Here is a 20,688-nt window from a genome sequence, read left to right on the forward strand (position 1 = left end):
GAGGGAGTCCGATGCATGAATTTCGCGATTATTACGGGCATCGCGTTCGGCTGGCCTTTGCGGACCATCCGTTTTCCCCCTCTCCCGGGCATGTATGGGTCATTTGCCGCTATGGCGGGCGCTGGCTGTTGACCGATCATCCACGCCGCGGCCTTGAGTTCCCCGGCGGCAAGGTGGAACAAGGGGAAACGGCGGCGGAGGCCGCGGCCCGCGAAGTGATGGAAGAAACAGGGGGCGTCATCCGCCGGCTCGAATATATCGGTCAATATGAAGTGGAGCCGGATATCGTGAAAAACATTTATTTTGCCGACATCGCGGCGCTCATCGAGCGGGAGTCGTATGAGGAGACGAACGGCCCGGTGCTGCTTGAGGCGCTGCCGGATGACATCCGCGCCGACCATCGGTTCAGCTGCATCATGAAAGACGATGTCCTTTCGCTCTCGCTTGCTGAATTGAAACAGCGCGGGCTGATCGATTGAAAAGGAGGAGCGCAGATCAGCGGCGGCTCTCAGACGATGGTTTCCCAAAAGGGCTGAATACATGGAAAAACATTCGACTTCACGGCTCCCAAAGGTGTTTTTCAAAAAAGCGGCGGATGCCGGCTCATCCGGGCGGCGCCAATGAAATGAGACGCCCGTCAACATTCGGAGGGCGTCTCGCTAGCGGCGGCTTCCCCATTTTTTCTCGATCAAGGCGACAAGCTGATACATCACCGTCGACAGCAAGGCGACAATGAGCAGGCTCATCAAGACGAGCGTGAAGTTGAACACTTGGAAGCCGTAAATGATCAAATACCCAAGTCCTTGTTTCGAGACGAGAAACTCGCCGGTGATGACCCCGACCCAAGCGAGGCCGACGTTCACTTTCAGCGTCGAAATGATCGTTGGGAACGATGCCGGCAGCACCGCCTCTTTAAAGCATTGATAGCGGGTGGCGCCGAACGTCTGCAATACTTTCAAATAGTTCGGATCGACCTCTTGGAACGCCGAATAGACGACGATCGTCGTGATGATGATGGAAATGACGACGCCCATGGCGATGATGGACGTAAATCCTGGTCCGAGGGCGACGATCAAAATCGGCCCGAGGGCGACTTTCGGCATGGCGTTGAACACGACCAAATACGGATCAAGCGTCTTCGCCAGACGCGGAAACCACCAAAGAAGCGCGCCAATCAGCGCCCCGCCGATGGTGCCGATGAAAAAGCCGAGCAGCGTTTCAAACAGTGTCGCCCACGTGTGGACAAACAGCGAATGGTCGCTGAGTTTTTCGACAAACAGCTTGGCGATGGCGGACGGCGAGCTAAACAAAAGCGGGTCGACCCATTGGAAGCGGCTTGACGCTTCCCAGACGGCGAAAAAGGCGGCAAGCAGCGCGGCTTGCCAAAGGCGGATGACCCGCTGTTCTTTGCGCAAGACGGCCAGGTATTCTGTGTGCAGCGTTTCGATGCGTTTATTGGGCGGATTCAAGGTCCTCCATCTCCTTCCAAATGGATTGAAAGAGCGCAGAAAACGCTGGATGCTGACGGGCGGCAAGCGGCGGGCGGCCTCGCAGGTCGTCCGGGATGACGAACGTCTTCGCCAGGCGTCCGGGGCGCGGCGAAAACAAGAAAATGCGGTCGCTCATGGCGATGGCTTCTTCGATGTCATGAGTGACGAGCACCGCTGTTTTTTCATACTGTTTTAACGTCTTCCAAACGAGCTCTTCGAGTTTCAGCTTCGTCTGCTGGTCAAGGGCGGAAAACGGTTCATCAAGCAAAAGCAGCTTCGGATCGGTCGCCAACGTGCGCACGAGCGCCGCGCGCTGGCGCATGCCGCCGGACAGCTGGCTCGGGTAATACGACTCAACCCCAGCCAGGCCGATCTCAGCAAGCAGGGCGAGCGCCCGCTCTTTTGTTTGAGCGGTTAGCGTCCCTGTAATTTTTAAGCCGAGAAGGATGTTTTCTTCGATCGTTTTCCACGGAAACAAATAGTCTTGCTGAAGCATGTAGCCGACCGCCCGGCGCGCCGCTGGAGCGTCCGTTCCGTTCGGCCAAAGCGGTCGGCCTTCCATGCGGACCGATCCTTCCGTCGGTTCAATCAGCCGCGCGATGATCGACAAAAGCGTCGTTTTGCCGCAGCCGCTTGGGCCGAGAAAGGAGACAAATTCTCCTTTCTCGACGGACAGCGACACGTCATCGAGCGCGGTGACGGCCGTCGTTTTCGTCAAATACGTGTGCGAAAGGCGGTCGACGACAAGAAACATTCCGTTCACCTGCTTTCGTCACTTGTTCATCGCGTTTTTGGCAAACGACGAATCGACAAGCGTGTCGAGGTCGACGCGTTTCGGCAGCTCGCCGGCTTCGGCCATAATGCTTTGCAAGTTGTTCCATTCTTCTTCATCCAAAATCGGATCGGCCGCGTAGGTGCCTTGGTTTTTGTACCGTTCGACGACTTTTTCGATCAAGGCCAAATCCGTGTCTTTAAAATACGGCTGAATGGCTTTGGCGATCTCCGCAGCGCTGTGCGATTCGACCCATTGCTGCGCTTTGTAGATCGCGCGCGTGAATTTTTCAATCGCGTCTTTATGTTCTTTCATATAGCTTTGTTTCGCCATGTATGACGTGTACGGCACGCGCCCGGATTCAGTGCCGAACGAAGCGACGATATGGCCTTTCCCTTCTTGTTCAAAAATGCTCGCGGTCGGCTCAAACAGCTGGACGAAATCGCCGGTGCCGCTCGCAAAGGCGTTGGCGATATTGGCGAAATCGACGTTTTGGATCAGCTTCAAATCTTTATGCGGGTCGATGCCGTGTTTTTTCAACACAAATTCGCCGACCATCTGCGGCATGCCGCCTTTCCGTTGGCCGAGGAACGTGCTTCCTTTCAACATGTCCCACGTAAAGTGGTCGATTTTTTTGCGGGAGACGAGGAACGTGCCGTCCGTTTGCGTCAATTGCGCGAAGTTGATCACCGGGTCTGTCGTTCCCTGGCTGTAGACGTAAATCGACGTTTCCGACCCGACAAGGGCGATGTCTGCGCCGCCGGAAAGCAGCGTCGTCATCGTTTTGTCGCCGCCCCATGTCGTCGTCAGTTCGACATCCAGCCCCTCTTCTTTAAAGAAGCCTTTTGCCAGGGCGACGTACTGCGGCGCGTAAAAAATCGAGTGCGTCACTTCGGCGAGCCGCACTTTTTGGAGCGGCTTTTTGCTTTGGCCCCCGTCATTCGTGCAGGCGGAAAGCGGCAAAAGCAACAGAAGCGAGCATAACCATACGGCCCATTTTTTCATGTTCGTGAACCCCCTTGGTTTGCATGCGGTAAACCGCGGTTTCACCTTATCGTATGCACGAGGTCAAAATGTGTGAATGCCTAGAAAAAATGGGCGGTCGGCCGCAAACGGGCGGACCATGCGGGAATTTTTTCAACTGACGGCCGTGAACGGTGCGGGAAAGCCAAACATGTCGGTTGGCGGAACGGGGGACAAGCTTCATCCGTCCTGGCGGCTGCGGCACGGGAGCTTGATGAGCCATGTCGCAAAAAAGAGGACAGCGCAGTGGCAAGAATCTTTGGAGCCCAATTGTTCTCACAGAAAGGAGGCGGGAGGATGGACGGGGACATCATCGGCCAATACCGATTCCCTTCGCCGCATTCGGGAATCGATGTGTTCTTTGTCACCTATATGTCCCAAGGGCTGAAGGTGAAAGGGTTTTTAGCGGCGCCGAAGCGAAAAGGCGTGTATGACGGGTTTTTGTATTTGCGCGGCGGGATCAAAAACGTCGGACAAGTGCGGGTGCCGCGCCTTGTCCAATTCGCTTCGCACGGATTTGTCGTCTTCGCCCCGCTCTATCGCGGAAATGGGGGCGGGGAAGGAAACGAAGATTTCGCCGGTGAAGACCGCTATGACGCGCTCGCCGGGTTTCATCTCCTGCGCCGCCATCCGTTCGTCCACCCCGGGCGTGTCCACGTGTTCGGCTTCTCGCGCGGCGGGGCGATGGCGCTTCACACTGCCCTGATGGCCGAGCGGGTCTGTTCGGTGGCGGTCTGGGGCGGGGTGACCGATATGGCGCTGACGTACTGGGAGCGGCCTGATTTGCGGCGGATGATGAAGCGGGTCATCGGCGGGACGCCGAACAAATATCCGGAGCGCTACCGCTGCCGGACGCCGCTCTATCATCTGGAACGACTCAAGGCCCCTGTGCTCATCATCCACGGCGAGCGGGATGAAAACGTGTCGATTGAGCACGCCTATCGGCTTGAGCGGCGGCTGAAGCAGCTTGGCAAACCGGTCACGGCCTGGTACTTCCCTGAGTTCGCCCACTATTTTCCGCCGAAAGCCAATCGGGAGATGGTGAAAAGACTCACCGAATGGATGAAACAACAGCCGACGGTGTGATACGATACCATTAGAGAGGCGGCGTGCGCCGCCAACGAACTGATGGGTTGCCAAGGAGGTTGGAACAATGGGCATGCCGATGGAACTGCAGACGATCATTGTGACAAAAGGAAAGGAACGGCGCGTTCAAGGCAATGTGTTTGTGTTGGAAAAAGAGGGCTACCGTTTGTATCCGCTTGACATTCCTCTCGAAGTGCGCCGGACGGTGCAAAGCGAAGCGAGCGGCGCCGCGGTCGTGAGAAAGCTCGAATGGGAAGACAACCGGACGACGGTGACGTATGAGCTTGTCAGCCTGTATTCGACGAATTGAACAGAAGGCGATCGGGGCTGCACAAAACGCGAGCGGCCGAATAAGCGCTGAATGGGTCCATCCGGCAGGAGCGCAAACGGAAGAACGGTTTGCGCTCTTTGTTTTGGTTTTTGCCGTCTATTTTAACTTGTGGCGTCAGGACGAAAAAAATAGCCTTTTCTTGAGAATTTCCTGTAGAATGGGAAGCAACGTTTGATAATACTATAGAAAAAGTAGGGGGGAGAAGGAGTTTAGTTGTGGAGAGCGAATATAATACGACGAATTCAATGCCGCAAGGAGGGGAAACGTGGCCAAACAGCGAATCGACCATGACCGGTTGTTCAAGGAGTTGCTGTCGACGTTTTTTGAAGAGTTTTTGCTTCTCTTTTTTCCCGACGTGTACGAGCAAATCGACGTTCATCACCTCTCCTTCCTCTCAGAAGAAGTGTTTACCGACATCACGGCCGGGGAAAAGCACCGTGTGGACTTGTTGGCAGAAACAAAGTTAAAAGGGGAAGACGGACTGATCATCGTTCACGTGGAGCATCAAAGCTACACGCAGCGGACCTTCCCCGAGCGAATGTTCATCTACTTCAGCCGCTTGTTTCAAAAACACCGCCGCCGCATTCTTTCGATCGCCATCTCCAGCTATGACGAACACCACGATGAACCTTCCTCATTGATCATCCAGTTTCCGTTCCTGACGGTTCTCGATTTTCGTTTTCTGACGGTGGAATTGCGCAAACTGCCGTGGCGCCAGTACATTCGCCATGACAATCCGGTTGCCGCCGCCTTGTTAAGCAAAACCCCGGGGGATCGACGACAATCATTTTATGCGTTCGAGCCTTACAGCCATCGAGGGTAAAGTCTATTTACAGAATTTGTCTGTGACGTTCACCGTCCCGATTGGCGTTTTTATCCTACCTATAAGGGAATGAAATTTGAAAAGGCAGGAGCGCAAACAACCCTTCGGTTTGCGCTCTGCCATATGATTAAGCAAGACTGATTCCTTATGTTTTGCTCTGAAATAAAGCGATCATTTACAAGAAGGAGGTCACAAAATAGTCCCAGTGATTTCTCCTTTTTGGCTCTCCTTATCACTCCAGATTTTCCGCTGACGGTAGCTGATCCAACCGCTGATGAAAAAGCAGAAGACAGACAAATAAAATGAAAAACGAATACCGCAAACATCGGCTATAAAGCTCATTAACAATGTGGAAATTCCGAATGTTACGGAACTAATGACTCCCTGCACGGCAAAAACATGAGGTAGAGCGTCCATCCGGGCATTTTTTTGAAGAATCGTCTGAAGACAGATCAGCTTCCATTGTTCGATGATCCCGTACAGGGCGGAATACATAAGCGCCAGCGCACCGTGCGTCGTTGTACCAAACAAAAGCGTTACAACAGCGATACAAAACGGGCCAAACAATACAAAAAATTGCTGATTTTTTTCAACCGATTGACTAAACTTAACGCTTAACAATCCCCCTATCACCATGCCGCCAAAGAAAACAGAGTTAATATATCCCCACCATTCCTCTCCTAAATGTAATTGTTCTTTCACATAAATATAAAGGATGGCCGAAATCCAAACACCATTTCCTATTCCTTCAAAAAATGACATTACGCTGATGGATTTAGCGTGCACATTTCTCCAAGTGTATTCCCATCCTAGACTGATCGAAAGGAGAAATTTCTTTAAGCCTTTACCCTGAGCAACCTTCTCCTTTGCGCGTTCTTGTATATGCAAAAGAAACATGAGAATGCTCGAGGCGACATAGAACAATAAGGTGATATTGATTAAAAGGAACGGGGATCCTAAACTGACAATCAAACTCCCGATCGGCCATGCGCTAAGTTTGATGAATTGGTCTAACGTGTTTAAAAAACTGTTGGCTTTCAAGATTTCCTCCTTGGAAACTATAAAAGGAACGAGGGAGTTTTTAATCGGATTATTGATCCCGTCTAAAAAAGCGATCAATGATACAAAAACGTAAACGATCGCAATGTGATGTTCCGCACCCCATTGCAAAAACAGCGAGAGAAAAAGCAGCAGAAATGTTTTACACACTTGTCCGTAGGACAATAACGTTTTTAGTTTATATTTTTCGAAAAATATCGGTGCGACGATTCCACTAATAAATAACGACAATGTAACGAAAAAAGGGACTAATGCGGCAGCCATGGCTTTCGATGTCAAATGATATAGGTAAGAGACAACGGAAACAATGTAGAACACATCTCCGAAATTCGCGAAAGATTGTCCGATCCAAAGGAAGTGAAATGTTTTATTTTTCATGACCTCAATCCTCTCTTTGATCATCGAAACGACTGGTGATGGAATAGTCAAAATGAGACAAAAATCAGATCTTCAGTCTTTGATGAAACTGGCTTTTTGCCACGCCCCAAATCCTAAAGGTAAATGGATATACTGAAGCAATGGAAGCCTCCCCCTTATTCTGTTTAGAGTCCATTTTTATTCCTATGGTGCTGGTTGAGCATCAGCGCTCAACTGGCTTTAGTGTGACCAGCGAATAAGCTAACAATATGGCCGTTGAGTACTGCTTCAAACCCGGCGGCGGAAGGGACTGGAATGTTTGTGATCCGGCATTGATCAACCTGAACCGAAAACACTGTCTCGATTCCTTTGCGTTTTTTCTTGAATCCACTATTCCCTATATCTTGATTAGCGTTTTCATTCTATAGAAGATCCGCCCAGTTAAGGGTTATTCTGATGCTTCTTTAAGTTTATCCTAGGAAGCCCGTGAAAAACAATGGATTCGCCGGATTTGTGAGAAATCGCAAGGAAATGAAGTTATGGCGCCGCAAGGTTTTTCGATTTGAAAAACAGTGTTGGAGAGCAGTATTTCCCCTTCAATCACCATCCTTCTAGTACAACGAGTTATTGCATCTTAGTATTTGAAAGGTCAAGTTCAACTTTTGATGATATATAAGTTGCAATAAAAATTTCCGATTTTTCGTTTCTGTTTTGACCCCATACAATTCGACTATGCTATAACATTGCGAGTGATCGGCTGGATGTAAAACAAAATTTCAATTTATATAGATGAGAATAATTTTATTTTTTTGATTGTTGTAATTATACATTTTTTTGTTAAAATGATAATAAATACAAATGGAAGGAGGTGTTATTCCATGAATAAAAAGCATGTCGAAAATATTAAACGTTATGTTGAGCATTATTTAAAAAGTAATGCACAAATGTCTCTTGTAGTACAACCACTTAGAATGCAAATTCATTTGACAAAGTAGTTTGTTCAATTTATGAAAAAAATGGGGCTAGTTGATCGCTAAAACTCAACTAGCTCCAGGAACATCGCGAAAAGTCCAACCTCGACGGTTACGACCCATGGGGAGGGGAGCGCTCCTTCACCCGTGGGGACATCACCCAAGAGCCTAAAATGGCCTCAAAACTGTCGAACTCGGGTGAAAGATGTACTTGACTTTTAGAAACAAACATGATGTTAACCCTCCCGGTTGAACAAAATAACAAAAAATGGAAATTAATCTTTTTGACGTTTCTATCATGAAAAACGTTTTTTGTCAAGTGTATTTTGTGGTGAGCTTTTTGCGATGTTGATTTTATGCGGCTTTTTCTCCCACTAAAAAAGCATGTTAATCCGTATAATCCTTAGTGTGACAAGGGATTGAAGGTTTGGGGTGAATGTTTGTTTTGACACAAAAATCCGCCGACTTCTCCTTTGATTTTATCAAGTCCTGCTGGGGTAAAAAGTTTTTCCTCCTCTCTCCCATCCCTTGTGTACCAATGATTTTACGTCATCGAAAATAGCTCGTGGTGAAGAGCCATAAATATACCGTAAATAGGGGGATTAGTATGTCAAGTATAGTTCAGACAGAATCAAAAATCTTTTTACCATTTCTGCATAAATCACACATTATCGAGAATATCGAGATTCTAAAAAATTATGTCGAGCAGGAAAGTGGAAAGAAATTCCCATTAGGTGTCACGTTAAAAGAGAAATATTTTGAAGCCATAAATTATATTCAAGATGTTCCTGTTCCATACTCAAACGAAAAAATACATGTTACATATTTTGATAAAACATTGCAGAATAAATTACTTAGTTTGGGTATGATTGGCAAAGAGGATTTGGAAAACGATAAACACATTTATTCTCAACAAGAGCAAGAAGTAATTACTGATAGAATTGAAAAAGCATTAAAATTGATCAAAGTATTGCATAATGATTTGTATGATTTAATTAATACACTTATTGGTACCTTTTTGATTTTAAAAAAAGATTTGTTTGGTGGAGGATCAGTCTCCAATGTTATGGGATTAGTATGGTTAAACCCTCAATCTGATTGGTCAATCATTGAATATGCAGAGGCCATTTATCATGAGTTTATCCACCAAAGTATCTTCTTGGATGATATGATTAACTGTATGTTTCCTAATGCTAATGAATGTGCAAAAGAAGAAGCTCTAGTTACATCAACCATCTTGAAAATCAAAAGGCCTTTAGACAGAGCATATCATGCTGCTGGAGTTTCTATAGGAATTATGCATCTTTATCACTTGTTTAATGATCCTAAAAATTCTGAGAAGTATATGGATGATTTGCGGAAAACAGTTGAAGAAATAGAGGCAAGAACACAATTCTTGGGGGAACAGGGAGTAAAAACTTTAGAAATAATGCGCAAGTTCATTAATCATCCATCTTTTGATGACATTACGTATTCCTTACAGAACTAATGGCCATTGCGACAAATGAAAACACAGAAGCCCATTGCGTTTGATCGAGTCCGGTTGTTTTGAGGTTGTTTGAGGCGAATGAAACGGATCGACGTACAGAAATGCTTAAGGATTTAGTGTCGGAGTCCAAAGCAAAGGAAAGAACAGAAAAAACGGCCGGACAGGGAACGGTTCCCTGTCCGGCCGGGTTCTTGTTAAACGAGCGGTCCGCCGAGTTTTTCAATGGACGGATCGATGTGGGCGAATTTTTGGAAGTTGGCGCGGAATTTTTGCGCCAGTTCTTTCGCTTTTTGTTCGTACGCCTGTTTGTCCGCCCATGTGTTTTGCGGTTTAAGGACGTCATCGGGCACGCCCGGGACGTGCGCCGGGATGGCGAGGCCGAAAATCGGGTCTTGCACCGTTTCGACGTTGTCCAGCTCCCCTTCGACGGCGGCTTGCACCATCGCCCGGGTGTAGGCGAGCTTCATGCGGCTGCCGACGCCGTACGGCCCCCCTGTCCAGCCGGTGTTGACCAAAAAGACGCGGACGTTGTGTTCGGCGATTTTTTGCCCGAGCATTTCCGCGTATTCGACGGCCGGGCGCGGCAAAAACGGCGCGCCAAAGCATGTCGAGAACGTCGCTTCCGGTTCGGTGACGCCGCGTTCGGTGCCGGCGAGCTTGCTTGTGTAGCCGCTCAAGAAATGGTACATCGCCTGTTCACGCGTCAGCTTGCTGATGGGCGGCAGGACGCCGAACGCATCGGCCGTCAAAAACACGATCGTGGACGGATGGCCGGCGACGCTCGGGTCGATGATGTTTTGGATCGCTTGAAGCGGGTAGGCGGCGCGCGTGTTTTCCGTCAGCGTGCCGTCGTCGTAATTCGGCACGCGCGTCGCGTCATCGAGGATGACGTTTTCGAGCACCGCGCCGAAGCCGATGGCGTCAAAAATTTGCGGCTCTTTTTCACGCGATAGATGGATGCATTTTGCATAGCAGCCGCCTTCGATGTTGAAAATGCCTCGGCTCGACCAGCCGTGTTCGTCATCGCCGATCAAGCGGCGGTTCGGGTCGGTCGAGAGCGTCGTTTTTCCCGTTCCCGACAAGCCGAAAAAGAGGGCGACGTCGCCTTCCTGGCCGACGTTGGCCGAGCAGTGCATCGGCAGGATGCCTTGTTCCGGCAGCAAATAGTTCATCACCGAGAAAATCGATTTTTTCATTTCGCCGGCATATTCGGTGCCGCCGATCAACACGGTGCGCCGTTCAAACGAGATGATGATGAACGCTTCCGAGCGCGTGCCGTCCACATTCGGGTCGGCTTTAAAGTTCGGCGCGCAAATGACCGTAAATTGCGGCTCATGCGCGGCGAGCTCCTCGGCGCTCGGGCGGATGAACAGCTGATGGACGAACAAGTTGTGCCAAGCGAATTCGTTGACGACTTGAATCGGCAGCCGATATTTCGGATCGGCGCCGGCAAAGCCTTTAAACACGAACAGCTCATCTTTCTTCATTAAATAATCGAGCACTTTGTCGTACAGTTTGTCAAACGTTTCTGGAGACATCGGCTGGTTGACGGCTCCCCAGTCGATCGTTTGCTTCGTTGACGGTTCTTCGACGATGTATTTGTCTTTCGGCGACCGTCCGGTGTACTTGCCGGTTGTCACCGCGACGGCCCCGGTGTGGGTCAGCCGTCCTTCATTCCGCTGCAACACTTTCTCGACGAGCTCGGCGACGGACAGTTGATGGCGAACGTACGGTTTTTGCAGCAATACATCAAGCTTATTTGTCATGTTTGCGATCCCCATGTTCACAACCTGCCTTCTTTATTGTAATCACTCTTGGAAATAGTATAACACATTTTTATTAATAGTCCATACTATTTATGTAGGTTTTCGTGATTTATTTTTTCCTATTTTTTTGTAAAAAAAATTCCCCCCTATGCAGTTGACTTTACTTGCTTCCTTGCGATAAGATAAGTCATTGAACGGATACTCTTATCCCGAGCCGGTGGAGGGACAGGCCCGATGAAACCCAGCAACCGTCACAACTGTACATGTGTGAAATGGTGCTAACCTGTGGCAAGGCGCAGTCCTTGAACGATAAGAGTGAAAGGAAGCAATACGATTGCCGTGACCTTTCCTCAGCCGTTACAGGAAAGGTTTTTTATATTGCGAAAAGGGAAATGAGTTCCGTGTCGCCACATTATGCCAGGAGGAGGAAACAAACCGAATGTCAGCTAAACGCCGCTTGTTTACTTCAGAATCTGTGACGGAAGGACATCCGGATAAAATTTGCGACCAAATTTCCGATGCGATTTTGGACGCCATTTTGGAAAAAGACCCGAACGCCCGCGTCGCTTGCGAAACGAGCGTGACGACCGGGCTGGTGCTTGTGAGCGGGGAAATCACGACGTCAACGTACGTGGACATTCCGCGCATCGTCCGCGATACGGTTCGGGAGATCGGCTACACGCGCGCCAAATACGGATTTGACGCCGATACGTGCGCGGTGTTGACGTCGATTGACGAACAGTCGCCGGACATTGCGATGGGGGTTGACCGGGCGCTCGAGGCGCGCGAAGGTCAGATGACTGACGAGGAAATTGAAGCGATCGGCGCCGGCGACCAAGGGCTCATGTTTGGGTTCGCCTGCAATGAGACGGAGGAATTGATGCCGCTGCCGATCTCGCTTGCGCACCGCTTGGCGCGCCGATTGGCGGAAGTGCGCAAAACGGACGTCCTGCCGTACTTGCGCCCGGACGGCAAAACGCAAGTGACGATCGAATACGATGAAAACGGCAAACCGGTGCGCGTCGATACGATCGTCGTTTCCGCGCAGCATCATCCGGAAATTACGCAGGACCAAATCCAACGCGACATTAAGGAACATGTCATCAAGCCGGTCGTGCCGGCGGAGCTGCTGGATGGGAATACGAACTATTTCATCAACCCGACAGGACGATTTGTCATCGGCGGTCCGCAAGGGGATGCCGGGTTGACGGGGCGGAAAATCATCGTCGATACGTACGGCGGCTACGCCCGTCACGGGGGCGGCGCGTTCTCGGGCAAAGATCCGACGAAAGTCGACCGTTCGGCGGCGTATGCGGCCCGCTATGTCGCGAAAAACATCGTCGCCGCAGGGCTTGCCGACAAATGCGAAGTGCAGCTCGCCTACGCCATCGGGGTCGCCCGTCCGGTTTCCATTTCGATCGATACGTTCGGCACTGGAAAAGTGTCGGAAGATGTGTTAATTGAAGTCGTGCGCAACAACTTCGACCTGCGCCCGGCGGGCATCATCAAAATGCTCGACCTTCGCCGCCCGATTTACAAACAGACGGCCGCTTACGGCCATTTTGGGCGCACGGACGTCGACCTGCCGTGGGAGCGCACCGACAAAGCCGCTTTGTTGAAAGAACAAGCGCTGGCGTTGGCGAACAACCGATAAACGCAAAACGGAGGGGGCTAGAGAGGCCGCCCTCCGTTTTTTTTAGAATGATCGACCTAAGCGGCGGGTCAAGCATGCGAAACATCATGGCGATGTGGGCTGTGACGAGGAAGATGCCAACAAAAGCGGTATAACATTTGTGTTTTTCTAGGGAGATTGAATCGACTCATGCCAAGACGCGGCGAACGCAAGCCGCCGGCTGCCTCCGCCAGTCGAAAAGTGGGCAAGCGACTTTTCCGTCAAGGATGTGGTAAAATCGTTTTTGCTCTTCACTCCCACTCCGCCGGCCGCTGTTGCTGCAGCGCTTTGTAATACTGCCCTTTCTCGACATATTCGCGGCGGATGCGCTCCATTTCGCGGATGTCGTCTTCCGTCAGCTCGCGGACGACTTTCGCCGGCCGGCCGAGAGCGAGCACGTTGGGCGGAATTTTTTTGCCCGGCGGCACTAAACTGCCGGCGCCGATAAACGCGCCTTCCCCGATTTCCGCGCGGTCCAAAATGATCGAGCCCATGCCGATCAGCGCGTTTTGGCGAACGATGGCGCTGTGCAAAATGACTTGATGGCCGACCGTCACGCCGTCTTCAATGATAAGCGGATTGTTTGGACTTTGATGCAAAATTGAGTTATCTTGAATATTGACCCGATTGCCAATCACCGTCGGCGCTACGTCGCCGCGAATGACGGTATTGAACCAAATGCTCGTCTCTTCGCCGATCACGACATCGCCGGTGATCGTCACATAGTCGGCGATAAAGGCGGAGGCGGCAATTTGCGGCGTTTTGCCTTTGTATGGGTAAATCATGGGCGTTCGTTCCTTTCTGTTGCAAAATCGATCGTTCACCATGTATTGTACAACGCTGCGTCCAAATCGCCAACGAAAGCGAGCGCGCCTAATCGGGATTGGTGAAAAACATTTCTTTTCGCCCGATGAGTGGTTGGGATAGGGGAAGAAGATCCGATTTCACAAAGCTTCTCAACGTGGGAAGAACTGTTGTTGAGCGGCTTTTTCATTCCATCGCCAACCCTTTTATGGTTTGCCCCGACCGCATTGATGGCAATACTGGAAGACGAGATCACAGGCTGTTCAGACGCGAAACGATTTTGGTTGCCGATAAGATGGAAATGCTAGGAGACGAGACCATGGTGTTTGCACCTGAGGTGAGCCGATTGAACATTCCGAAAAACCCCATCGCCTTGATGAAAATGGTGTATCGCGACGTGCTTCCGCTTGTCCACCGCGAGCTTGCCTATTGGCGGCGCCAGGCCGAGCGCATTCCCGACCCGGAATTGCGGCGCCAAGCGCTCGCGAGCATCGCGTCGAAAACGTTCCATTGCGAAGGCGGCTCCATTTTGGCGCTCTTGGCCGGAGAAAACATGGAGGACTGCATCCGCTTTATCGTTGCTTACCAGACGATCAGCGATTATTTGGATAATTTGTGCGACCGCAGCACCTCGCTTGATCCGCTTGACTTTCGCGCCTTGCATGATTCGATGCCCGACGCTTTGACGATCGGCGCGGAGCCGTCGAACTATTACCGCCATCGCCGCGAACAGGAAGACGGCGGCTATTTGCCGGCGCTCGTCCGCACGTGCCAAAAGGTGCTCGAGACGGTGCGCCATTATGAGACGATTGCCCCATTTTTGCATGAATTGGCCGGATATTATTGCGACTTGCAAGTGCATAAACATGTCGAAGCGAGCGAGCGGGTGCCGCGGCTGGAGAAATGGTTCGCGCAATACAAAGACGCCTTGCCGCCGATGGAATGGTATGAGTTTTCCGCCTGCTCCGGTTCGACGCTCGGCATTTTCTGCCTCGTCGCCTATGCGTTTGGCGAATCGCTGCCGCCGGAGATGGCGAGACAAGTGCGCGACGGCTATTTTCCATACATTCAAGGGCTGCACATTTTGCTCGACTATTTGATCGATCAGGAGGAAGACCGGGACGGCGGCGATTTGAACTTTTGCTTTTACTATCCGAATGAAACGGTGATGCTTGAGCGGCTTTGCCATTTCATCGAAGAGGCCGACCGTTATGTCGGGGCGCTGCCGCACGGCGAGTTTCACCGCCTCATTCACCGAGGGCTTCTTGGGTTGTATTTGTCGGATGCCAAGGTGAAAAAGCAGCGCGGTCTGCGCCGGCTGGCGCGCCGGCTCGTCCGCGCCGGCGGGGCGGCGTCGCAGTTTTTCTATTGGAACGGAAAAGCATACCGCTTTTGGCAGGAGCGGCAAAAACGGCTGTCCTTTTCATAAGGGCGGCCGTTTGCTTGTATCGGCAAAAGGGGCGGGATCCGAGATTTGGGCGCCCTTATCCGCCCGGGTTTCGAGCGCGAGCAAAAACGGTGGGTCGTTTTGCCGATTGATGAATTCGTATTTCAAGGCGTGGACGCGCCGCTGATCAAGGGAGCGGACGTAATCCAGGAGCGCGTCGCGTTCGCGCTTTCCTTCGGGATGGTCGTGGTAGACGACAAGGACGATGACGCCGCCCGGCTTCATGATGGAAAGCAGTTGATCAATCGCGGCGATCGTCGATTCCGGCTTGGTGACGATTTGCTTATTGCCGCCCGGCAAATAGCCGAGGTTGAACACCGCGCCGGCGATGCGCCTGTGTACATCTGCGGGAAGCGCCTCAAGCATTTCGCTATGGCTTCGCTCGAACAACGTCGCCCGCCCGCATAGCCCATGTTCCGCGAGGCGGGCGGAAGCGGCGGTGATGGCCTCAGGCTGAATGTCAAAGCCGAACACATGGCCGAAATCCCCGACGCGTTCGGCCAAATACACGGTGTCGTGTCCGTTGCCGACGGTCGCGTCGACGGCGATGTCGCCTTCGTTGACCGCTTGATCAAGCAAAAAGCGGGCAAACGGCAAAATGTTCATCAAAGCCATCGGTTGGCCCCTCCTTGCGATCGTTTCATCGTTTACGTTGGCGGGGATGGCGCTGCGGCCAAAGATGTGGGATGCCGTCGCTTTTTCCCTCCAGCCGCTCCATCCTCTACGCCGGCGTGACAGAAAACCTTGAGCTGACCGACATCGTCCTGATCGAGCTCGACGAAGATCCTCACGTCGGCATTGTAACAAAAACTTTATGGAAAATCGACCGCTGCCAATCATTGGCGTGATACGGCCGGCCTATGCGGCGCATAGTAAACATGAAGGAATATCACGAAACGAGGTGAGCGCATGGCGACAAGACAATCCGTTGAGGAATTTTTGCAGCGGTGTGAAGATGTGATCCGCTACGCGAAAGAGCAATATACGGAAGCGCAAAAGCAGGAGCATTACAACATCACCGAATACACGAACGCCCAGCAGATGCTCGAACAGACGGTCATCGATTTGGCGCACTTGGCGCGGAGCTGCAACGCCCAGCAGCGCGAGCAGCTGCATCGGATGCGGCTCCAGCTTGAGCAATTGCAAAACGACATGATTTTGCTTGACCGCTGAAACGAGGAGGAACACGACATGAAGCGACGCTTGAAACAAACGAATCCGGAGCAAAAAACACGCAACGGCCAAAACAATAACGATCTCGAGCTTGGCCAAGGCTTTGATCCGGTGAAGCTGGCGAAAAAGCAATACGAGGAAACGGGCGGCCAACCGATCCGCTCCAAGCAGCGGAACGGGTGACGACAAGCCAAAGGGGCGGATGCCGCTCCGTCTTTTTCTTCTTTTCCGCGCAGGAGCCCGCTTCAAAAGCCATTATTTCAGTGAGGGAGTTAGTTTTGAAAAAAAGCGGCGGACGCATCGGAACGCTCCGCCTTTTTGATTGCATTTTTTCCTGTTTTCCCCTACAATTGTTTCGGGAGTCAAAAGAAAAACACGAAAAGGATGATGACCGATGCCCCGCGCTCTTTGGTGGCTGCTTGTCGGCATGGCGCTCAATGTGACAGGGGCGTCGTTTCTATGGCCGCTAAACACGATCTATTTGCACGAACAGCTCGGCCAGCCGCTCGCGGTCGCGGGTGTCGTGCTCATGCTCAACTCTGGGGGAAGCGTCATCGGCAGCTTGGCCGGCGGCTTTTTGTTTGACCGGATCGGCGGGTTTCGCGTTTTGTTGGCCGGTGCGGTGTTGACGATGGCCGCGCTCGCCGGCTTAAGCGTTTGGCACGGATGGCCGCACTATGCCGTATGGCTGGCGCTTGTCGGCATCGGCAGCGGCGTCGTCTTTCCGGCGGCGTCGGCGTACGCCGGGGCGATTTGGCCGGACGGGGGGCGGCGGGCGTTCAACGCTCTTTATGTCGCGCAAAACATCGGCGTCGCCGTCGGTTCGGCGCTTGGCGGGCTTGTCGCTTCATATTCGTTCTCGCTCGTTTTTTTCGCCAATCTTTTGTTGTATGTTGCGTTTTTGTTCACGATTATTGCCGGGTTGCGGCGCGTTCCGATTTTGCCGCCGCCGAGAAAGAAACGACCCGGAGAAGCGGAAAGAGCGCCATCCCGCGCCGTGGGCTGGGCGCTCGCTCTCCTTTGCGCCGGCTATGGACTGTGCTGGTTGAGCTATGTCCAATGGTCGACGACGATCGCCGCCTATACGCGCGAGCTCGGGATACCGGTGGGGCAGTACAGCTTGCTTTGGACGATCAACGGCGCGTTGATCGTCTTGGCCCAGCCGGTGCTGGCGCGGGTGATCCGCCGCTTCATGCCGACGTTGAAGCGGCAAATCGTGATCGGTTTTCTTATTTTCGCCGTTTCGTTTGCCATGCTGTTGGGGGCGAATTCGTTTGCTGAGTTTGCCGCGTCCATGATTGTGCTCACGATCGCTGAGATGATCGTCTGGCCGGCGATTCCGGCCGCGGTGAACGAATGGGCGCCGCCGGGGAAGGCTGGGTTTTATCAAGGAATTGTCAACGGAACGGCCACGGCCGGACGGATGATTGGACCGGTCATCGGCGGTTGGATTGCTGACGCCTTAGGAATGAAGCTGCTCATCGGGCTGCTCGCCGCGTTTGCCCTGTTGGCGGTGGCTGCGGCGCTTTTGTACGACCGCTGGCTGCCGAAGCCGACGGAAAAGGCGGGAGAAAAAACAGCTGCGACCGTATAGGTTTCAACTTGCAATTGATCGACAAATTTTTTAAAATAATAATAAGTTTGCCATTGGAAACAACGAAGCGAAAAACGATGAAGAGGAGCAGTAGCGGGCTTGACGGACAGCAGAGAGTTGACGGATGGTGCGAGTCAACCGAAGTCACCCCGTGAACTCGCCTCGGAGTTGCCGGCGCGAACGATCCCCGACAGCGCCGGCCGTCGGTCCGCGTTAAGGAAGAAAGCGGGTGCGCCGTTTGGCGCGCCAAAAAGGGTGGTACCGCGGGAAGCGCGCCTCTCGTCCCTTTGCGTGGGGATGGGGGTTTTTTTGTACATATTTTCGTCCATGATGCAAGTAGAACTGGATAGGAGGAGTGCTGCGATGAGCTTCAACCACCGCGAAATTGAACAAAAATGGCAGGACTATTGGGAGAAAAACAAAACGTTCCGCACGCCCGATGATGACGACAAGCCGAAGTTTTACGTTCTCGACATGTTTCCGTATCCATCCGGCGCCGGATTGCACGTCGGCCATCCGGAAGGGTATACGGCGACCGACATTTTGGCGCGCATGAAGCGGATGCAAGGGTACAATGTCCTTCACCCGATGGGCTGGGACGCGTTCGGTCTGCCGGCCGAGCAATATGCGTTGGATACCGGCAACGACCCAGCCGAATTTACGCAAAAAAACATCGACAATTTCCGCCGGCAAATCAAGTCGCTCGGCTTCTCGTACGACTGGGACCGGGAGATCAACACGACCGATCCGAACTATTACAAATGGACGCAGTGGATTTTCTTGAAGCTGTATGAAAAAGGGCTCGCCTACATGGATGAAGTGCCGGTCAACTGGTGCCCGGCGCTCGGCACGGTGCTGGCGAACGAAGAGGTGATCAACGGCCGGAGCGAGCGCGGCGGGCATCCGGTCATCCGCAAGCCGATGCGGCAATGGATGCTGAAAATCACCGCCTACGCCGACCGTCTGCTTGAAGACTTGGAAGAGCTCGACTGGCCGGAAAGCATTAAGGAGATGCAGCGCAACTGGATCGGCCGTTCGGAAGGAGCGGAAATTGAGTTTGCCGTCGACGGCCATGACGAAACATTCACCGTGTTCACGACGCGTCCGGATACGCTGTTTGGCGCGACGTACACCGTCTTGGCGCCGGAGCATCCGCTTGTTGAGAAGATCACGACGCCGGAGCAAAAGCCAGCCGTTGACGCCTACTTAAAGGAAATTCAAAGCAAAAGCGACCTTGAGCGCACCGATTTGGCGAAAGAAAAAACGGGCGTGTTCACCGGCGCCTACGCCATCCACCCAGTCACGGGCGACCGGCTTCCGATTTGGATCGCCGACTACGTCTTGATGAGCTACGGCACCGGGGCGATCATGGCCGTGCCGGCGCACGATGAGCGCGACTACGAGTTTGCGAAAAAATTCAACTTGCCGATCAAAGAAGTCGTCGCCGGCGGCGACATCGAAAAAGAAGCGTACACCGGCGACGGCGAGCATATCAACTCCGAGTTTTTGAACGGCTTGAACAAGCAGGAAGCGATCGAAAAAATGATCGCCTGGCTTGAGGAAAACGGCAAAGGGCGGAAAAAAGTGTCGTACCGGCTGCGCGACTGGCTGTTCAGCCGCCAGCGCTACTGGGGCGAGCCGATTCCGATCATCCATTGGGAAGACGGCACGATGACGCCGGTGCCGGAAGAGGAATTGCCGCTTGTGTTGCCGAAAACGGATGAAATCCGTCCGTCGGGAACGGGCGAGTCGCCGCTCGCCAACATTGAGGAATGGGTGAACGTCGTCGACCCGAAAACCGGGAAAAAAGGGCGGCGCGAAACGAACACGATGCCGCAATGGGCCGGAAGCTGCTGGTATTATTTGCGCTACATCGACCCGCACAACGACAAGCAGCTTGCCGATCCGGAAAAGCTGAAAAAATGGCTGCCGGTCGATGTCTACATCGGCGGAGCGGAGCACGCGGTCTTGCATTTGCTTTACGCCCGCTTCTGGCATAAGTTTCTCTACGACCTTGGCATCGTGCCGACGAAAGAGCCGTTCCAAAAGCTGTTCAACCAAGGGATGATTTTAGGCGAAAACAACGAAAAAATGAGCAAATCAAAAGGCAACGTCGTCAACCCGGACGACATCATCGAAAGCCATGGGGCTGACACCTTGCGGCTGTATGAAATGTTCATGGGGCCGCTTGAGGCATCGATCGCCTGGTCGACGAAAGGGCTTGATGGGGCGCGCCGCTTCCTCGACCGCGTCTGGCGTCTGTTTGTGACCGAAAATGGCGAACTGAATCCGAACATCGTCGACGAACCGGCGAACGATACGCTCGAGCGCGTCTATCACCAAACGGTGAAAAAAGTGACGGAAGACTATGAAGCGCTCCGCTTTAACACCGCCATTTCGCAGCTGATGGTGTTCATCAACGAAGCGTACAAAGCGGAGCAAATGAAAAAAGAATACATGGAAGGCTTCGTCAAGCTTTTGTCGCCGGTCTGCCCGCACATCGGCGAAGAATTGTGGCAAAAGCTCGGCCACGCGGACACGATCGCTTATGAGCCGTGGCCGACGTATGATGAAACGAAGCTCGTGGAAGACGTCGTGGAAATCGTCGTGCAAATCAACGGCAAAGTGCGGTCGCGGCTGCATGTGCCGGCTGACTTGCCAAAAGAAGCGCTCGAGGAGCGGGCGCTCGCCGATGAAAAAATCAAAGAGCAGCTTGAGGGCAAAACGGTGCGCAAAGTGATCGCCGTCCCCGGCAAGCTCGTCAATATCGTCTCCAACTGATGATGAGGGCGGGCTTCGGCCCGCCCCCTATCCACCAACGAAAGGGGTCG

General features: G+C 52.5%; 17 protein-coding genes, 3 pseudogenes, 1 riboswitch and 1 other annotated feature. Of the genes and pseudogenes, 11 read left to right on the plus strand and 9 right to left on the minus strand.

Features of this window, described 5'->3' with window-relative positions:
- Window positions 1–11: 11 nt before the first annotated feature.
- The gene (ytkD, locus tag LG52_RS01110; protein ID WP_044730511.1) at window positions 12–479 is read left to right on the plus strand and encodes an RNA deprotection pyrophosphohydrolase; all 468 of its coding nucleotides are present in this window, start codon (window positions 12–14) and stop codon (window positions 477–479) included.
- Between the two features lie 180 nt (window positions 480–659).
- Here the strand turns inward: ytkD and LG52_RS01115 are convergent, their stop codons facing one another.
- Genes LG52_RS01115 through LG52_RS01125 form a run of 3 tightly spaced genes read right to left on the minus strand, consistent with a single transcriptional unit; the run spans window position 660 to window position 3,267 of the window.
- Window positions 660–1,469, minus strand: a complete 810-nt coding sequence (locus LG52_RS01115) for an ABC transporter permease (RefSeq protein WP_044730512.1) — start codon at window positions 1,467–1,469, stop codon at window positions 660–662.
- Window positions 1,453–2,244, minus strand: a complete 792-nt coding sequence (locus tag LG52_RS01120) for an ABC transporter ATP-binding protein (RefSeq protein ID WP_044730513.1) — start codon at window positions 2,242–2,244, stop codon at window positions 1,453–1,455. Before LG52_RS01120 ends, LG52_RS01115 begins: the two co-directional genes overlap by 17 nt.
- An 18-nt stretch (window positions 2,245–2,262) precedes the next feature.
- Window positions 2,263–3,267: an ABC transporter substrate-binding protein gene (locus LG52_RS01125; RefSeq protein WP_044730514.1), complete on the minus strand. Its 1,005-nt coding sequence runs from the start codon at window positions 3,265–3,267 to the stop codon at window positions 2,263–2,265.
- Window positions 3,268–3,582: 315 nt separating this feature from the next.
- Between LG52_RS01125 and LG52_RS01130 the strand changes: the two genes are divergently transcribed.
- From LG52_RS01130 to LG52_RS01140, 3 genes and pseudogenes are all read left to right on the plus strand, one after another.
- A complete protein-coding gene (locus LG52_RS01130) occupies window positions 3,583–4,371 on the plus strand; it encodes an alpha/beta hydrolase family protein (RefSeq protein ID WP_044730515.1) in 789 nt (262 codons plus the stop codon).
- A gap of 67 nt (window positions 4,372–4,438) precedes the next feature.
- Complete coding sequence (locus tag LG52_RS01135; protein WP_044730516.1) at window positions 4,439–4,681, plus strand: DUF2584 domain-containing protein; 243 nt, start codon at window positions 4,439–4,441, stop codon at window positions 4,679–4,681.
- A gap of 286 nt (window positions 4,682–4,967) precedes the next feature.
- Window positions 4,968–5,465: pseudogene (locus tag LG52_RS01140) on the plus strand (Rpn family recombination-promoting nuclease/putative transposase); the annotation flags it as partial.
- Window positions 5,466–5,714: 249 nt separating this feature from the next.
- Here the strand turns inward: LG52_RS01140 and LG52_RS01145 are convergent.
- Together LG52_RS01145 and LG52_RS19605 are read right to left on the minus strand one after the other, a co-directional pair.
- A complete protein-coding gene (locus LG52_RS01145; protein WP_044730517.1) occupies window positions 5,715–6,962 on the minus strand; it encodes an MFS transporter in 1,248 nt (415 codons plus the stop codon).
- 202 nt (window positions 6,963–7,164) lie between these two features.
- Window positions 7,165–7,324 (minus strand): annotated as a pseudogene (locus LG52_RS19605) (IS982 family transposase); the annotation flags it as partial.
- A 1,195-nt stretch (window positions 7,325–8,519) separates the two neighbouring features.
- On the opposite strand from LG52_RS19605, the gene LG52_RS20450 reads away from it, so the two are divergent.
- Window positions 8,520–9,401 carry an aKG-HExxH-type peptide beta-hydroxylase gene (locus LG52_RS20450; RefSeq protein ID WP_231584412.1) on the plus strand — a complete coding sequence of 294 codons (882 nt, stop codon included), beginning with the start codon at window positions 8,520–8,522 and terminating at the stop codon, window positions 9,399–9,401.
- 194 nt (window positions 9,402–9,595) lie between these two features.
- Here the strand turns inward: LG52_RS20450 and pckA are convergent, their stop codons facing one another.
- Entirely contained in the window at window positions 9,596–11,182 is a 1,587-nt protein-coding gene (gene pckA / locus LG52_RS01155; protein ID WP_044730518.1) for a phosphoenolpyruvate carboxykinase (ATP), read from the minus strand.
- A 186-nt stretch (window positions 11,183–11,368) separates the two neighbouring features.
- A riboswitch (SAM riboswitch) is annotated at window positions 11,369–11,483 on the plus strand.
- 123 nt (window positions 11,484–11,606) lie between these two features.
- Between pckA and metK the strand changes: the two genes are divergently transcribed.
- Window positions 11,607–12,821, plus strand: coding sequence for a methionine adenosyltransferase (metK, locus tag LG52_RS01160; RefSeq protein WP_044730519.1), 1,215 nt, complete (start codon window positions 11,607–11,609; stop codon window positions 12,819–12,821).
- A gap of 64 nt (window positions 12,822–12,885) precedes the next feature.
- On the opposite strand, the pseudogene LG52_RS20885 reads toward metK, so the two are convergent.
- A pseudogene (locus LG52_RS20885) lies at window positions 12,886–12,978 on the minus strand (DUF6803 family protein); the annotation flags it as partial.
- A 112-nt stretch (window positions 12,979–13,090) separates the two neighbouring features.
- Entirely contained in the window at window positions 13,091–13,624 is a 534-nt protein-coding gene (locus LG52_RS01165; RefSeq protein ID WP_044730520.1) for a gamma carbonic anhydrase family protein, read from the minus strand.
- Window positions 13,625–13,962: 338 nt separating this feature from the next.
- Between LG52_RS01165 and LG52_RS01170 the strand changes: the two genes are divergently transcribed.
- Window positions 13,963–15,072 (plus strand): tetraprenyl-beta-curcumene synthase family protein, encoded by a 1,110-nt coding sequence (locus tag LG52_RS01170; protein ID WP_082055799.1) that lies wholly within the window; start codon window positions 13,963–13,965, stop codon window positions 15,070–15,072.
- Here the strand turns inward: LG52_RS01170 and LG52_RS01175 are convergent.
- Window positions 15,067–15,705, minus strand: coding sequence for a class I SAM-dependent methyltransferase (locus tag LG52_RS01175; protein ID WP_044730521.1), 639 nt, complete (start codon window positions 15,703–15,705; stop codon window positions 15,067–15,069). The genes LG52_RS01170 and LG52_RS01175 overlap by 6 nt on opposite strands.
- Window positions 15,706–15,999: 294 nt before the next feature.
- On the opposite strand from LG52_RS01175, the gene LG52_RS01180 reads away from it, so the two are divergent.
- The 4 genes from LG52_RS01180 (at window position 16,000) to leuS (ending at window position 20,638) form a co-directional block, all read left to right on the plus strand.
- On the plus strand, window positions 16,000–16,263 hold the full coding sequence (locus LG52_RS01180) for a YtzC family protein (protein WP_011232317.1): 264 nt from the start codon (window positions 16,000–16,002) through the stop codon (window positions 16,261–16,263).
- An 18-nt stretch (window positions 16,264–16,281) separates the two neighbouring features.
- Window positions 16,282–16,446 carry a hypothetical protein gene (locus LG52_RS01185; RefSeq protein ID WP_044730522.1) on the plus strand — a complete coding sequence of 55 codons (165 nt, stop codon included), beginning with the start codon at window positions 16,282–16,284 and terminating at the stop codon, window positions 16,444–16,446.
- Window positions 16,447–16,657: 211 nt separating this feature from the next.
- A complete protein-coding gene (locus LG52_RS01190) occupies window positions 16,658–17,857 on the plus strand; it encodes an MDR family MFS transporter (RefSeq protein WP_044730523.1) in 1,200 nt (399 codons plus the stop codon).
- 68 nt (window positions 17,858–17,925) lie between these two features.
- Window positions 17,926–18,147, plus strand: a binding site (T-box leader).
- 73 nt (window positions 18,148–18,220) lie between these two features.
- A complete protein-coding gene (leuS, locus tag LG52_RS01195) occupies window positions 18,221–20,638 on the plus strand; it encodes a leucine--tRNA ligase (protein ID WP_044730524.1) in 2,418 nt (805 codons plus the stop codon).
- Window positions 20,639–20,688 lie beyond the last annotated feature (50 nt).

This window comes from Geobacillus kaustophilus (assembly GCF_000948285.1).
Classification (GTDB): domain Bacteria; phylum Bacillota; class Bacilli; order Bacillales; family Anoxybacillaceae; genus Geobacillus; species Geobacillus thermoleovorans_A.

Coding starts and splice junctions, on each gene's coding strand:
- LG52_RS01180 (WP_011232317.1), top strand. CDS start 16,000: ATGGCGACAAGACAATCCGTTGAGGAATTTTTGCAGCGGTGTGAAGAT.
- LG52_RS01130 (WP_044730515.1), top strand. CDS start 3,583: ATGGACGGGGACATCATCGGCCAATACCGATTCCCTTCGCCGCATTCG.
- LG52_RS01145 (WP_044730517.1), bottom strand. CDS start 6,962: ATGAAAAATAAAACATTTCACTTCCTTTGGATCGGACAATCTTTCGCG.
- LG52_RS20450 (WP_231584412.1), top strand. CDS start 8,520: ATGTCAAGTATAGTTCAGACAGAATCAAAAATCTTTTTACCATTTCTG.
- leuS (WP_044730524.1), top strand. CDS start 18,221: ATGAGCTTCAACCACCGCGAAATTGAACAAAAATGGCAGGACTATTGG.
- LG52_RS01120 (WP_044730513.1), bottom strand. CDS start 2,244: ATGTTTCTTGTCGTCGACCGCCTTTCGCACACGTATTTGACGAAAACG.
- LG52_RS01165 (WP_044730520.1), bottom strand. CDS start 13,624: ATGATTTACCCATACAAAGGCAAAACGCCGCAAATTGCCGCCTCCGCC.
- LG52_RS01125 (WP_044730514.1), bottom strand. CDS start 3,267: ATGAAAAAATGGGCCGTATGGTTATGCTCGCTTCTGTTGCTTTTGCCG.
- LG52_RS01170 (WP_082055799.1), top strand. CDS start 13,963: ATGGTGTTTGCACCTGAGGTGAGCCGATTGAACATTCCGAAAAACCCC.
- LG52_RS01190 (WP_044730523.1), top strand. CDS start 16,658: ATGCCCCGCGCTCTTTGGTGGCTGCTTGTCGGCATGGCGCTCAATGTG.
- ytkD (WP_044730511.1), top strand. CDS start 12: ATGCATGAATTTCGCGATTATTACGGGCATCGCGTTCGGCTGGCCTTT.
- LG52_RS01135 (WP_044730516.1), top strand. CDS start 4,439: ATGGGCATGCCGATGGAACTGCAGACGATCATTGTGACAAAAGGAAAG.
- metK (WP_044730519.1), top strand. CDS start 11,607: ATGTCAGCTAAACGCCGCTTGTTTACTTCAGAATCTGTGACGGAAGGA.
- pckA (WP_044730518.1), bottom strand. CDS start 11,182: ATGGGGATCGCAAACATGACAAATAAGCTTGATGTATTGCTGCAAAAA.
- LG52_RS01175 (WP_044730521.1), bottom strand. CDS start 15,705: ATGGCTTTGATGAACATTTTGCCGTTTGCCCGCTTTTTGCTTGATCAA.
- LG52_RS01185 (WP_044730522.1), top strand. CDS start 16,282: ATGAAGCGACGCTTGAAACAAACGAATCCGGAGCAAAAAACACGCAAC.